The sequence below is a fragment of the Sphingobium sp. PAMC28499 genome (genome assembly GCF_004795815.1).
Classification (GTDB): domain Bacteria; phylum Pseudomonadota; class Alphaproteobacteria; order Sphingomonadales; family Sphingomonadaceae; genus Sphingobium; species Sphingobium yanoikuyae.
The window spans coordinates 3,627,315-3,641,454 of the sequence record NZ_CP039248.1 but is presented as its reverse complement, the minus strand read 5'-3'; the positions used below and the strand labels follow the sequence as shown (position 1 = coordinate 3,641,454).

Annotated in this window: 13 protein-coding genes; 10 read left to right on the top strand and 3 right to left on the bottom strand. The window is 65.7% G+C overall.

Features of this window, described 5'->3' with window-relative positions; translation table 11 throughout:
* Positions 1-4 precede the first annotated feature (4 nt).
* Positions 5-1,180 carry an acyl-CoA dehydrogenase family protein gene (locus tag E5554_RS17350; RefSeq protein WP_136187565.1) on the top strand — a complete coding sequence of 392 codons (1,176 nt, stop codon included), beginning with the start codon at positions 5-7 and terminating at the stop codon, positions 1,178-1,180.
* Positions 1,181-1,184: 4 nt separating this feature from the next.
* Positions 1,185-2,129 carry an NAD(P)-dependent oxidoreductase gene (locus tag E5554_RS17345; RefSeq protein ID WP_136187564.1) on the top strand — a complete coding sequence of 315 codons (945 nt, stop codon included), beginning with the start codon at positions 1,185-1,187 and terminating at the stop codon, positions 2,127-2,129.
* Positions 2,130-2,270: 141 nt separating this feature from the next.
* Here E5554_RS17345 and E5554_RS17340 read toward each other — a convergent pair whose 3' ends face one another.
* Positions 2,271-3,107: a LysR substrate-binding domain-containing protein gene (locus E5554_RS17340; protein ID WP_136187563.1), complete on the bottom strand. Its 837-nt coding sequence runs from the start codon at positions 3,105-3,107 to the stop codon at positions 2,271-2,273.
* A gap of 266 nt (positions 3,108-3,373) precedes the next feature.
* Here E5554_RS17340 and E5554_RS17335 point away from each other — a divergent pair, with 266 nt between their 5' ends.
* The 8 genes from E5554_RS17335 (at position 3,374) to E5554_RS17300 (ending at position 10,476) form a co-directional block, all read left to right on the top strand.
* Positions 3,374-4,192 (top strand): ABC transporter permease, encoded by an 819-nt coding sequence (locus E5554_RS17335; protein ID WP_029547546.1) that lies wholly within the window; start codon positions 3,374-3,376, stop codon positions 4,190-4,192.
* Positions 4,193-4,194: 2 nt separating this feature from the next.
* On the top strand, positions 4,195-4,986 hold the full coding sequence (locus E5554_RS17330) for an ABC transporter ATP-binding protein (protein ID WP_136187562.1): 792 nt from the start codon (positions 4,195-4,197) through the stop codon (positions 4,984-4,986).
* Positions 4,983-5,597, top strand: a complete 615-nt coding sequence (locus E5554_RS17325) for a cysteine dioxygenase (RefSeq protein ID WP_136187561.1) — start codon at positions 4,983-4,985, stop codon at positions 5,595-5,597. Before E5554_RS17330 ends, E5554_RS17325 begins: the two co-directional genes overlap by 4 nt.
* The gene (locus E5554_RS17320; protein ID WP_136187560.1) at positions 5,594-6,856 is read left to right on the top strand and encodes a rhodanese-like domain-containing protein; all 1,263 of its coding nucleotides are present in this window, start codon (positions 5,594-5,596) and stop codon (positions 6,854-6,856) included. Before E5554_RS17325 ends, E5554_RS17320 begins: the two co-directional genes overlap by 4 nt.
* A gap of 21 nt (positions 6,857-6,877) precedes the next feature.
* Positions 6,878-7,966, top strand: coding sequence for an LLM class flavin-dependent oxidoreductase (locus E5554_RS17315; protein WP_136187559.1), 1,089 nt, complete (start codon positions 6,878-6,880; stop codon positions 7,964-7,966).
* A 1-nt stretch (position 7,967) separates the two neighbouring features.
* Complete coding sequence (locus tag E5554_RS17310) at positions 7,968-8,921, top strand: ABC transporter substrate-binding protein (protein WP_136187558.1); 954 nt, start codon at positions 7,968-7,970, stop codon at positions 8,919-8,921.
* Between the two features lie 17 nt (positions 8,922-8,938).
* Positions 8,939-9,730, top strand: coding sequence for a class II aldolase/adducin family protein (locus tag E5554_RS17305; RefSeq protein ID WP_136187557.1), 792 nt, complete (start codon positions 8,939-8,941; stop codon positions 9,728-9,730).
* A gap of 95 nt (positions 9,731-9,825) precedes the next feature.
* Positions 9,826-10,476, top strand: a complete 651-nt coding sequence (locus E5554_RS17300) for a peroxiredoxin-like family protein (RefSeq protein ID WP_136187556.1) — start codon at positions 9,826-9,828, stop codon at positions 10,474-10,476.
* A 58-nt stretch (positions 10,477-10,534) separates the two neighbouring features.
* Here E5554_RS17300 and E5554_RS17295 read toward each other — a convergent pair whose 3' ends face one another.
* Positions 10,535-11,872, bottom strand: a complete 1,338-nt coding sequence (locus E5554_RS17295; protein ID WP_136187555.1) for an LLM class flavin-dependent oxidoreductase — start codon at positions 11,870-11,872, stop codon at positions 10,535-10,537.
* 114 nt (positions 11,873-11,986) lie between these two features.
* Complete coding sequence (locus E5554_RS17290; protein ID WP_136187554.1) at positions 11,987-14,128, bottom strand: TonB-dependent receptor; 2,142 nt, start codon at positions 14,126-14,128, stop codon at positions 11,987-11,989.
* Positions 14,129-14,140 lie beyond the last annotated feature (12 nt).

The following is a 14,140-nucleotide window of genomic DNA, read 5'->3' as shown; positions in this document are numbered from 1 at the left end:
TAGCATGGCGACCCAGGCAATTTCCGTGCAGCCGCAGCCGCCCGAAGGGCCGGTGCCGGCCGACCAGCTCGACCGGCTGACCCGGTTGCTCGCGGCCAATGCGGAACAATATGACCGCAGCGCCGAATTTCCCCGCGCCAATTTCGACATATTGGCGCAACAGGGGCTGATCGCGCTGACCGTGCCGCGCGCGCATGGCGGGCGGGGCGCATCGGTTTCCGAAGCGCTGCGGGTGCTGGCGGCGGTGGCGAAGGGCGATCCTTCGACCGCGCTGATCCTGTTCATGACCTATCATTATCACGCCACGCCCAACCGGACGCGCGGCTGGCCAGCCGACATCTACGAGACGCTGGCGCGCGATGCGGTCGCGGGCCGGGGCCTGATCGGCGGGCTGCGGGTCGAGCCGGAACTGGGCACGCCCGTGCGCGGTGGCCTGCCTGCCACGATCGCGCGGCGCACGGCCCATGGCTGGGCGATCAGCGGCACGAAGATCTACTCGACCGGATCGACTGGCCTCGACTGGTATTCGGTCTGGGCGAAGACCGATGAGGAAAGCCCACGCGTCGGCAATTTCCTGGTCCGGGCCGGCAGTCCGGGGGTGGAGATCGAGCCGGCCTGGGATCATCTGGGGATGCGCGCCACCGTTAGTCATGCCGTCCATTTCACCGATACGCCGACGCCGGCCGACCATGCGGTCGACATTCGCCGGCCAGAGGAGTGGGGCGCGCCCGATCCGGTCCAGACGCTGTGGAATGCGCTCTCCATCTCGGCCATCTATGACGGGGTGGCGCGCGCCGCGCGCGACTGGCTGCGCGCCTATCTCAACGATCGGGTGCCGAGCAACCTCGGCGCGTCGCTCGCCACTCTGCCGCGCGTCCAGGAGAAGTTCGGGGAGATCGAGGCGCTGTTGCAGGTCAACCGCACGCTGGTCCGCGACGCCGCCGCGCGGATCGACGCGGGCGATCTGCCGCCGGCGGTCGAGGCCAATGCGATCAAATATGTCGCCACCGCCAACGCCATCCGCGCGGTCGAGATCGGGCTGGAGCTGACCGGGAACCCCGGCATCAGCCGCCATAACCCGCTGGAGCGCCATTATCGCGATGTGCTGTGCAGCCGCATCCATTCGCCGCAGACCGACACCATCTTGATTGCCGCCGGTCGCGCGGCGCTGGGGAATTGAGCCCATGTCCCTGATCATCGCCAGCCAGATGGAGCCGGATTTCAACCGGAGCCTTGCCCGTCACCCGTCCGCCCCCGTGCTGATCGACGTTGCCGAGGACGCGCCCTGGAGCGCTGCCGACGAGGCCGACATATTGCTGATCCGCCCGTCGCCGGCCTGGCGCGCGCCGGAGGTGCGCCGGCCCGCACCCTGGCCGGGGCGCCTGAAATGGGTCTACAGCGCCTCGGTCGGGGTCGATTTCTATCCCGACTGGCTGCTCGACGCGCCGCTCGTCACCTGCGGTCGGGGCGTCGCGTCGGAGGAGATCGCCGATTATGCGATCGCCGCCATTTATGCCCATGCCAAGAATCTGGATGCCGTCACCGTCCGTTCGCGGGCGCAATGGGGACCGGCGCAACTGGGCCGGGTGTCGGGCACGACCATCGGCATCATCGGTATGGGGGCGATCGGCACGGCGGTCGCGCGGCGCGGCCTGGCGCTGGGCGCGCAAGTGATCGGCGTGCGGCGATCCGGCGCGCGGCCCAGCGTGCCGGGCGTGCAACTGGTCGGCGATGTCGGGACTTTGGTGGAGGAGGCGGATCATATCCTGCTCGCCGTGCCAGCCACCGCCCAGACCCGCCATCTGGTCGATGATGCGCTGCTGGCGCGAGTGCGGCCGGGCGCGCACCTCATCAATGTCGCGCGCGGATCGGTGGTCGATCAGGCGGCCCTGGTGCGGGCGCTGGATGATGGCCGGCTGGGCTTTGCGACGCTGGACGTCACCGACCCCGAACCGCTGCCCGAGGGGCATGTCCTCTACACCCATCCCAGGGTGCGGCTGACCCCGCATATTTCCAGCAATTACCAGCTTGTGCGGCATCGCCTGCTGGAAAAGATCCAGGATGACCTGACCCGCTTCGTCCGGGGCGAGGCGCCGTCCGACATCGTCGATCCGGCGCGCGGCTACTGAGGTCTGGAAGACGGCCGTAAAAGAGCGATGGCTTGCCCTTGAAACGTCATTGCGAACGAAGTGAAGCAATCCACCCGAGCGATGTTGGATTGCTTCGCTGCGCTCGCAATGACGCAGTGGATCAGTCTACATCATTCCGATCTAAAGCCCGGTCACTGTCTCGCGCGCCAGTTCCGCCAGTCGATGCGCGGCGCGGTCCAGCTTGTCGCTGGTGCGCAGGATCGCGGCGACGCGGGGCAGGGTGGGCAGCCGCTCATGCTCCAGCGCCGTCATGTCATCCTGGAACAAATGGGTCCGTGCGGTGATGCCCAGCCCTGCAGCCACCGCCGCGCGCAGCGTGGCGAGGTTGGGCGTCTCGACCGCGATCCGCCATTGCAGACCCATATCCTCCAGCGCCCGGATCGCCGCCTCGCGGAAACGGCAAGGCTCCTCCAGCACCGCCAGCGGGATGGTGTCGCGATCAACCAGTTCGACGGTGCCATACCAACTCATCGGCGCCACCGTGACCGCGCTGCCGTCGTTGGGGGCGGCAAAGCCCAGCAATATGTCCAGTTCGCGCCGGTCGAGCAGCGCCTGCAACTCCGCCGTGCCCGCGACCCGCGCATAGATTTGCGCGTCGGGATGCAGCTCGGCAAAGCGGGAGAGCAGGCCCGAAAGCAAGCTGTCGGCGAAATCCTGGACCATGCCGATCCGCGCCGGGCCGGCAAAGCGGCCGGCACTGACCGCCGCCACCGCCTCGTCATGCAGGCTCAGCACCCGGCGCGCATAGTCGAGCAGCACCTCCCCCGCCGCGGTCAGGTGCAGGCGGCGGCCTTCGCGCAGGAACAGCGACTGCTGCACCAGTTCCTCCAGCCGCTTGATCTGCAGGCTGAGGGCGGACTGGGTCACGAACACCTGTTCCGACGCATTGAGCATCGACCCGGTGTCGACGATCGCGACAAAGCTGCGCAGGAGATTGGTCGGCAGATTGACCGGCACGGCATATCCTTCTGATGGTGAAAGGGGGCCGATCCGATGCCGGGCACGGGCCTGTGCTTATGATCCATGGAAATATATCAATCAAAATAGTAGAGTTTGTCCGGGGTCAGGAAAAGCTATCCCGCTCGTCGCGCGCCGAAACGCCCGGAATCAGGGGCGAATGGCGACTTATGATTTTCCCTAATAGACCGGCACGATAAAACTCAATTGAATGAGTAGAGAATTGATGTTGGATGAAGGCGACTTCACCAGCATGACGGATGGACATGACCGCATTGGCAATAAGGGGCGACACGCCGCTACAGCGCGCCAGACGCCGCTTCTCCCTCGCCCGCTTCGGCGGCCGATGGCTGTCACCTTTGCTGTTACTTTTGCTGTGGGAACTGGGCTCGCGCACCGGCCTTATCCCCGAACGCACGCTGGCCGCGCCCTCCGCCGTGATCGGCACGCTGATCCAGATGGTGCTGAGCGGCGAACTGCCCTCCAACCTGCTCGTCTCCTTTGCCCGCGTCGCGGTCGGCCTGCTGATCGGCGTCGGCCTGGGGCTGGCGCTGGGGCTGGCAGCGGGCCTGTCGCGCGGCGCGGAACTGGCGATCGACCCGCTGATGCAGATCAAGCGGACCATTCCCGCACTGGCGCTGACGCCGCTCTTCATCGTCTGGTTCGGCATTGGCGAGACGCCCAAGATCGCGCTGATCGCCTTCGGCACCATCTTCCCGGTCTATCTCAACCTCTATGCCGGCATTCGCGGCGTCGATCCGCGCCTGCTCGATGCCGCCAAGAGCTTCGGCCTCAGCCGCTGGGAACAGGTCTGGCATGTCGTGCTGCCTGCCGCCTTGCCCTCGCTGCTGGTCGGGCTGCGCTATGCCCTGTCCATCTCCATCCTGGTGCTGGTGGTGGCGGAACAGATCAACGCCTCGGCCGGGCTTGGCTATCTCATCAACAATGCCCGCGACTTCATGCGCACCGACATCATCGTCGTCTGTCTCATGGTCTACGCCATTCTCGGCCTCGGTGCCGACTGGCTGGTCCGGTCCCTCGAAGCCCGCGCCCTCGTCTGGCGCCCCAGCATAGTGGAGAATTGATCATGGACGCGCGCCTCGGCTTTTCCACCATCGACAGCGCGGCGCACCAGCCGCATCCCGAACCGGTCGTTCGCCTGCAGCACTTCACCCGCAGCTTTGGCGCCAACCGCATCATCGACGGGCTGGACCTGGAAATCGCGCCGGGCGAGTTCATCGCCCTGCTGGGCCGGTCGGGATCGGGCAAGACCACCTTGCTGCGCACCCTCGCCGGGCTGGACGATGCCGGCGCGCAGGATGTGGAGGTGCCCGACAGCCGCGCCGTCGTGTTCCAGGATGCCCGACTGCTGCCGTGGAAACCGGTCTGGAAGAATGTCGCGCTGGGCCTGAAAGGCGATGCCATCCGCGACCGGGCGCAAGCCGCGCTGAAGGAAGTCGGCCTTGGCCATCGGCTCGACGCCTGGCCGCTCACCCTGTCCGGTGGAGAGGCGCAGCGCGCCGCGCTGGCCCGTGCGCTGGTGCGCGAACCCCAATTGCTGTTGCTCGATGAGCCCTTTGCCGCGCTCGACGCGCTGACTCGCTATCGTATGCACGACCTCGTCCTCTCGCTCTGGCGGACGCACAAGCCGGCCGTGCTGATCGTCACCCATGATGTCGAGGAAGCCATCGCGCTGGCCGATCGGGTGCTGGTGCTCGACAAGGGGCGGATCGTCGCGGAGGAGCGCATTCACGCCGCGCGCGGCGAGCGCGCGGGGCTCGCTGGCCGGCTGCGCGAACAGCTTCTGTCCCATCTGGGCGGCGACCATCATGGCGAGGGCGTGTTGCCCTTCGCCCGCCAGGCAGAGGCCGCGGAATGAACGCCGTCACCACCATCGATCGGCCGGTCGATACCAGTCGGCTGCGCGGTTTCGTCACGGCCTTGGCCGACCTGATCGCCTGCACCCGCGACGAACAGGCGCTGCTGGAAAGCGGCCGCACCCTGCTCGCCCGGCTGATCGCCCGCGATGACTGGCTGCCGCCCGAATATGCCCGGCCCGATCCCGATCGCTACCAGCAATATCTGCTCCATTGCGACAGCCGCGAGCGGTTCAGCATCGTCAGCTTCGTCTGGGGACCGGGCCAGTCGACGCCGATCCACGACCATGGCGTCTGGGGGCTGGTCGGCGTGCTGCGCGGCAGCGAGCAGGTGGAGCGGTTCCATCGCCTGCCCGGCGGCGGACTGGTCGCGCAGGGCACGGATATATTGCGCGAGGGCGAGGTCGATGCCGTGTCGCCCCGGATCGGCGACATTCATCGCGTCTCCAACGGCCGGGCCGACGCCCCGTCGGTCAGCATCCATGTCTATGGCGCCAATATCGGTGCGGTCGAGCGCGCGACCTTCGCGCCGGACGGCACGCCCAAAAGCTTCATCTCCGGATACGCCAACCGCGTCATCCCCAACCTCTGGGACAGATCGAGAAACGCATGACCACCGACATATTGGACCGTATAGAGGTCGCCACCCCGGCCGATATCCGCACCGCGCTGATCGCTCGCGACGAGATCGCGCTGATCGACGTGCGCGAGGAGCATGAGTTCGCGCAGGGCCATCCACTGTTCGCCGCCCAGATTCCGCTGCGCCGCATCGATGACGAAGCGCGCTGGCGCATCCCCCGGCTCGACACGCCGATCATCGTCTATGATGCGGGCGAGGGGCTGGCGCGCCGCGCGGCCGTGCGATTGCAGGGCCTCGGCTACACCGATGTGCGCGAACTGGAAGGCGGGCTCAGCGCCTGGCGCGACGCCGGCTTTGAATTGTTCGAGGATGTGAACAGTTACTCCAAGGCGTTCGGCGAACTGGTCGAGCATCGCCGCCATACGCCCAGCCTCGCGGCCGAAGATGTACAGGCGCTGATCGACGAAAAGGCCGACATCGCGATCCTCGATGCGCGCCGTTATGACGAATATCACACGATGAGCATCCCGACCGGGACCAGCGTGCCGGGCGCCGAACTGGTGCTGCGCGCCGGAACGATCGCCCCCGATCCCGACACCACCATCATCGTCAACTGTGCCGGTCGCACCCGCTCGATCATCGGCACCCAGTCGCTGGTCAATGCCGGCCTGCCGAACAAGGTCTATGCGCTGCGCAACGGCACGATCGGCTGGACGCTGGCCGGGCAGGGGCTGGAAACCGGCCAGGTGCGCGCCGCGCCGGAGGTCGATGGCAAGGCGATCGAGGCGGCCCGTGCCCATGCCCGCGACGTTGCCTATCGCGCCGGGGTCAAATGGATCGGCTGGGACGATCTGGAGCATCTGAAGGCTGATACCGCCCGCACCCTCTATCTCTATGATGTGCGCCAGCCGCGCGAATATGAGGCGGGGCATCTGCCCGGTTTCCGTAATGCGCAGGGCGGCCAGCTGGTGCAGGAAACCGACCATAATGCCCCGGTGCGCGGCGCCCGCATCGTCGTCACCGACGATCTTGGCCCGCGTGCCGACATGAGCGCATCCTGGCTCGCCCAGCTTGGCTGGGAAGTCTATGTCCTGTCCGTCGACTGGTCGGCGGTGGTGCTGGAACGCGGCAGTGACGGCGCGCCGGCCCCGCGTGGACCCGAGGGCCGCTACAAGCGCCCCTATGAGGGCACCGACAACAAGGCCGAGAAGATGCAGGCCTATCTCGACTGGGAATATGGCCTTGTCGCCCAGCTCGAAAAGGACGGCACCCACGGCTTCTACGTCATCTGATCAGCGGGAAGGAATGACCCCATGAGCGTCAAGTTCATCGGCTATATCGGCTTCAACAATGGCTCGGAAACCCAAGCGGCGGTGCGCAGCCGTGTGCTCGACAAGGACTATGTCGAGGCTGCGGCGAAGGCGCAGGAAGATGGCGGCTTCGACCGCGTCCTCGTCCCCTTCGGCTCCAACAGTCCGGAAAGTCAGATCGTCGCGGCCCATGCCGCCGCGCTGACCAGCAGGCTCGGCTTCCTCGTCGCCCATCGCCCCGGTTTCACCCAGCCGACCGTGGCCGCGCGCCAGCTGGCCACGCTCGACCAGTTGTCGGGCGGGCGGGTCGCGGTGCATATCATCACCGGTGGTGCCGACGAGGAAATGGCGCGTGACGGCGACACCGGCACGGTCAAGGCGCAGCGCTATCAGCGCACCGACGAATATCTGACCATCCTGCGCCAGGAATGGACGGCGGCCCAGCCGTTCGACCATCAGGGCGACTTTTACGACATTCGCCAGGCCTTCAGCGCGATCAAGCCGGACAATCTGCCGGTTTTCTTCGGCGGTTCCTCGGCCGAGGCGATCGAGGTCGCCGGGCGCCATGCGGATGTCTATGCGCTCTGGGGCGAAACGCTCGAAGCGGTGCAGGACACGGTACGCCAGGTGCGTCGCGCCGCCGCCCGCCATGGCCGCAATCCCGGCTTCTCGCTGTCGCTGCGCCCGGTGATCGCCGATACCGAGGAAGCAGCCTGGAAGCGCGCGGCGGAGATTGAGGAGCAGGTGCGCGACAATCGCGTCGCCGCCGGCCTGCCACTGACCGGTCATCGCCCGCCCAATGTCGGATCGCTGCGCCTGCTGGAGGCGGCCAGGGCCAATCGGCAGGACAAGCGGCTGTGGACCGGCGTCGCTGCGCTCACCGGCGCGGCCGGCAATTCCACCGGCCTGGTCGGCACGCCCGATCAGGTGGCCGACGCGATGCTCGATTATTATGATATCGGCATCGATCATTTCCTGATCCGCGGCTTCGATCCGCTGGGCGATTCCATCCTCTATGGCCGCGAACTGCTGCCGGTCGTCCGCCGCAAGGTGGCCGAGCGGGAGAAGGTCGACGTCGCGCTCGCGGGCTGACATGGCGGGCAAGAAATCGATCCTGATCGTCGGCGCGCTGATCGCCTCCGCCGGTGTCGCCTTCGCTGTCACCCAATATCGCACTGAACAGGTGCCGGTGCTGCGCGTCGCCAACCAGAAGGGGCAGGTCAAGGCGATGATGCTTGCCTCTGGCGCGCTAGACGGCGCCTCCTACAAGGTCGAATGGTCGGAATTTCCCGCCGCCCAGCCGCTGCTGGAAGCGGTCGGTGGTGGCGCCGCGGACCTTGGCCTTGCCGCCGACGCGCCCTTCATCTTCGCCTATCAGAGCGGCAGCCCGGTCAAGGCGATCGCGGTGCAGGCACCCGCCAACCAGGCGGCCGAGGCGCTGGCGATCCTGGTGAAAAATGGCTCGCCCATCCGATCTGCCCAGGATCTGGTCGGCAGGACGATCGCCACCACGCGCGGATCGATCGGCCATCATCTGCTGCTCCAGGCGCTGGAGCGGGCGCATATCCCGGCCGACAAGGTCAAGGTCACCTTCCTGCCGCCGGGCGATGCCAAGGCTGCGTTCGACAGCGGATCGATCGACGCCTGGTCGACCTGGACCCCCTATACCAATGTCGCGGTCAAGGAAGGCGCGCGGGCGGCTGTCGATGCCAGGGATTATGGCCTGCCGCTCTATATCGACATCGCCCATGATGCCTCGATCGCACCCAAGCGTGCGCTGCTGGCCGACTTCCTGAAGCGCGAGGCGAAGGCGGTTGCTTGGGCCCGCGCCCATCCTGACCAGTTCGCCGCCGTGCTGGCCAAGGAAACCGGCCTGCCGATCGACATCGCCCGCGCCAGTTTCGAGCGCAGCAACCGCATTTCGCAGCCCGTCGATGCCAAGGTGATCGCCCATGAACAGGCGATCGTCGACCGCTACCGCCGCGCCGGCCTGATCGATCCCAAACGGGACGTGGCGCAGGCCTTCGACACCAATTTCGGATCCTGACGCAAGGAGCTTTCCCCATGGCCACCATCCTCAAGGATGATCGTTTTTCGCGCACCGGCATCAGCGAAGCCGAATGGAAGGTGCGGGTCGATCTCGCCGCCTTCTATCGCCTCTCGGCGCTCTACGGCTGGGACGATTTCATCTACACCCATATCTCGGCCCGCGTGCCGGGACCGGACCATCATTTCCTGATCAATCCGTTCGGCCTGATGTTCGATGAGATCACGGCATCCAGCCTGGTCAAGGTCGACCTCGACGGCAATGTCATCGGGGAGAGCGACTATGGCATCAACTATGCTGGCTATGTCATCCATTCGGCGATCCACGGCGCGCGCGACGACGCCCATTATATCGCCCATTTCCACAGCGCCGACGGCATGGCGGTTTCGGCCCATGCCGAAGGGCTGCTACCCTTGAACCAGCGCGCGCTGGCCCTGATCCCGCGCCTGTCCTATCATGACTATGAGGGCGTGGCGCTGAACCTGGACGAGCGCGAACGGCTGGTGGCGGACCTGGGCGACACCAAGGTCATGCTGCTGCGCAACCATGGCACGCTGGCGTTGGGATCGTCTCCGGGCGAGGCGTGGAGCGGCATCTATCAGCTCGAATCCGCCTGCATCGCACAGGTTCGTTCGCTCAGCGTCGGGCGCGACAATGTGCTGATCGCGCCGGAGGAGGCGCAGGCGGAAGTGAAGCGCCAGATGTCGCGCGAGCGCCAGCCGGTCGAGGGACGGCGCACCCATTATGATCTGGTCTGGGAAGCGGCGCTGCGCAAGGCATCGCGCCAGGCACCGGGCTATGACACCTGATCTATAAGGATTAATCGGCGGCTTTCCGCCAAGTCTCATTGGCGTCGCGTGTCCCGCGGCGCCATTTTCCTATCTCCAGCAAAGGAGACAGGCAGATGGCGACGATCGTCGGCGACAATTTGAGGGCGCGCTATGCCGCGCTTCAGGCGGAACGGGAACGGGACTGGCCGCCCGCCCAACTGGCGCGCAACGCGGCGCAGCGGCAGCAGCTGGTGGCGCGCTTCGATGTAGCGACGGTGGCGCAGCCCGGCGATGTTCTGCCCAATCTGGGGTTCGATGATGTCGATGGTGGCAGCCTGACACTCGACGCGCTGACGGCGCAGGGGCCGGCGCTGCTGATCTTCTTCCGCTTCGCCGGCTGCCCGGCCTGTAATATCGCCTTGCCCTATTATGCCGAAACGCTCTGGCCGGTGCTGCGCGCGCGCGGTATCCCGCTGGTTGCGCTCAGCCCGCAGCAGCCCGATCGGCTGGCGGAGATCAAGCGCCGCCACGATCTGCCCTTCGCCGTCGCAACCGATCGCGACAATCAGCTCGCCCGCCTGCTCGGCATCGCCTTCGTCCCCGATGATCGACCGTCGCCGCCGCCCGCCGGCTGGATCGGCGAAGTGACCGGCACGGGCAGCTGGGAATTGCCGCAGCCCACGGCGCTGCTGCTGGGGCCGGGGCGGGTGGTGCAGCGCTTGCAGGTCAGCCCCGACTGGCTCGACCGACCGGAGGCGGACGATATCCTCGCCTGGCTGCGCTAAACGCAAAAAAAGAAGGGCCCGGCAATCAAATTGCCGGGCCCTTCTTTGTTCGATGGGATCAGGCGGCTGACCGGGCGTCCCGTGCTGCGCTATATCGATTGTCGGGCACGGTGAGGCCCAGATGCTCGCGGAAGGTCGTCCCTTCATAGTCGATGCGGAACAGGCCGCGCTGCTGCAGGATCGGGATCACCTTGTCGACGAACAGCGCCAGTTGTCCCGGCAGTGGCTCGAACAGGACGAAGCCGTCGGCCGCGCCACTTTCGAACCAGCGCTGCAACTGATCCGCCACCGTCTCGGCCGAGCCCACGAAAGCGCCGCGCGGCGTCGCCAGCCGTTCGGCCACCTGCCGCAGGGTCAGCCCCTCCGCTTCGACTTCGGCCAGGATGCGCAGCGTCCCGCTCTGCTGGCTGTTGAGGCCCAGATGCGCGACATCGGGGAAGGGGGCGTCCAGATCATATTGGCGGAAATCATGGTCGTTGAAGGTGCGCGACAGGAAGCCGAGGCCGGTGTCGATCGACTCCAGCGCGGCGAGTTCGCGGTAGCGCGCCTCGGCCTCCTCGTCGCTGTCACCGACGATCGCGGCGATGCCCGGCAGGATGAACAACTGGTCGGCATCGCGGCCAAAGCCCTTCGCCCGCGCCTTCACGTCGGCATAATAGGCCTGCCCTGCCTCGATCGTCTCGGCATGGGTGAAAATCACTTCGGCCCGGCGGGCGGCGAAGTTGCGGCCATCATCCGACGCGCCGGCCTGGAAGATCACCGGCTGCCCCTGCGGCGTGCGTTTGATGTTGAGCGGGCCGCGCACCTGGAAAAACTCGCCCTTATGATCGAGCGCATGCAGCCGATCGGGATCGACGAATTGGCCGCTTTCCTTGTCGGCGACATGGGCGCCGTCTTCCCAGCTATCCCACAGCCCCTGGACCACATCGAGATATTCGGCGGCGATGCGATAGCGCACGGCATGGGCGGGATGTTCGCTCTTGCTGAAATTGGCGGCGGTGTCGCCCAGCCAGGACGTCACGACGTTCCAGCCTGCGCGCCCGCCGCTCAGATGATCGAGCGAGGCGAATTGCCGCGCGACGTTGAAGGGTTCGGAATAGCTGACCGTCAGCGTGCCGACCAGGCCGATCCGGCTGGTGGTCGCGGCCAGTGCGGAGAAGATCGTGATCGGCTCGAAGCGGTTGAGATAATGGGGGCTGGATCGTTCGGTGATCGACAGGCTGTCGGCGACGAACAGGAAGTCGAACTTGCCGCGTTCGGCGGTCGCCGCCTGTTCCTGATAGCGGGCAAGGCTGGTGCTGGCATTCACGTCACGATCGGGATGGCGCCAGTCATGCCAGGTGCGGCCGACGCCATGCAGGATGAAGCCGAGCTTGATATGCGGAGAACGGGCCATGGCCTTGTCCTTCTGCTGGAGGGGAGGGTGAGCCCATTCCATCTATGCCCGGCAGGTTCGCGCGACCAACGCGGACTCTTCAAGCGCATATGAAATGGGCCAATAGGGCGGGCGTCAGTAGGAGAAGCGGGCGCTCAGCAGGATCGTCGCGGGATCGGCATAATTTTTATAATAGACCCCGGTCGAGGGGATGTAGGTCGAACTGACCGGCTTGTTCGCGCCCAGGATATTCTTGCCCTGGATGGCGAACTGGAAACGATCGTCCGGCAATATCCAGGTGATCGAGCCATTGACGAAGGTCTGGCCCGGCACTTCGTCCTGCGGCCGGGCGAGGGCGTTCTGATAGAAGCTGCTCTGATATTGGGCATTGGCCGACAGGCGCAATATACTGCCGGATGCGCCCAGCGGCAGCGCATAATTGGCGCCGCCCGACAGGGACCATTTAGGCGCGTTCAGCAGCGGATTGCTATCGGCGTCCACGCCATTGCCCCCCGCACCCTTATAATCGTCATAAATGGCCTTGAGATAACCAGCCGACCCCTGAAGCGAGAAGCGATCCGACAGGCGCAGGTCATTTTCCAGCTCCACGCCCCAGCTATGCGCCTTGCCGGCATTGCCGCGGCGTGATCCGACATAGGCAGGGTCGTAGAAGGATACCTGGAGATCCTTGTAATCATTGTAGAAGATGGCGAGATTGCTGCGCAGCGCGCCGCCGAACAAGGTGGCCTTGAGGCCGCCTTCATAGGTCGAGACCTTTTCCGGATCGAAGGGCAGGGTAGCCAGGTCCAGCCGGGTCGCGCGATTGTCGAACCCGCCGGATTTGAACCCGCGCGAATAGGTGAGGTAATTGAGCAGATTGGGCGTCCATTGCGCCTGCACCGACAATTTCGGTGTCAGCGCCTTCCAGGTCTTTTCCGCCTCGCCGGCGATCGACTGGGCCACGACATTGCGATCATCGTCGATCACCTTGTTGTCGAAGACGAAGCGCTTCTTCTCGATGGTGCCGCGCAGGCCGGCGGTCAGGCTGAATATACCGTTCGCCTTCCAGGTGCCCTCGCCGAACACGGCATAGGCATCGGTATAGGTGATGTTGTGGGCGCGCAGCCGGTTGATGGGCGCGGTCGCGGCCGTGCCGGTGCGGCTGAAGCCGTCGCGCTCCACGAAGAAACGTTCGTGCAGGTAGAAGAGGCCGCTGGTGAAGCTGAGGTCGCCAAAGTCGCCGTTCAACTGCACCTCCTGGCTGAAGGCCCGGTCATTATAATGGATCAGGTTCTTCTGGATCAGCGCGGCCTCGCCGTCATTCTCGTAATTGACGGGATTGAGGTTGAAGCCGGTATAGGCGCTGATCGACTTGATCGACAGGCTGGGCGACAGGTCATAGACCAGCCGTAGCGAGGCGCTGCGCGAATTGAGATGCTGGTCCGGTTCGACTTCCGAATAGGATCGACGACGACTGAAGCTGCCGGGCTGGTTGACGGGGATGTAGGACCGCGTATCGCTGCGATCGCGCAGGATGTTGACGGTCAACAGCGCGTCGAGATTGGCGATGCCGGTATAGCGCAGCTTGCCGCGCCAGGCGTCGAGGTCGATCCGGTTGACGTCATGCCCCAGCGTTGGATCATAGGTGACACCGTCGCGGGTACGATGTATCCAGGCGATGCTACCCGACAGGTCGCCCGCGATCTTGCCGCTGACCAGCGCCCGGCCCTGCACGTCATTATAGCTGCCATAGCCCAGTTCTGCGGTGACATGGGTGGTTTCGTCGGGCGCGCGGGTAATGATGCGCAGCGCACCGGCCGACGAGTTGCGGCCATAGAGTGTCCCCTGCGGCCCGCGCAGCAGCTCGATCCGTTCCAGATCGACAAATTCGCTCATCGAGGCGATCTGGCGGGGGATGTAGACGTCATCGACATAGATGGCGAGCACCGGCTCCTGGATCGGATCGGATTCACCCACGCCGCGCAGCGAGAAGGTCTGGGTGGTGTGGCTGATCGATGTCCGCGCCACGAACAGGTTGGGCACCTGGCCGGCCAGGTCGCGGACATTGGTGATGTTGCGCTGCTCCAGCGTCTCGGGCGTGAAGGCGGAAATCGCGATCGCCGTCTTCTGCAGATCGGTCGCGCGTCGTTCGGCGGTGACGATGATGCCGCCGCCAGCGTCCTCTGCCGGCGCGGGTGCCTGTGCCCAGGCCGACCCGGCCATTGCCGCAGCCATGATCGCGCTGCCGCTGGCGGCCAGGAAAATCCCTTTTGTCATTGTTCCCCACTC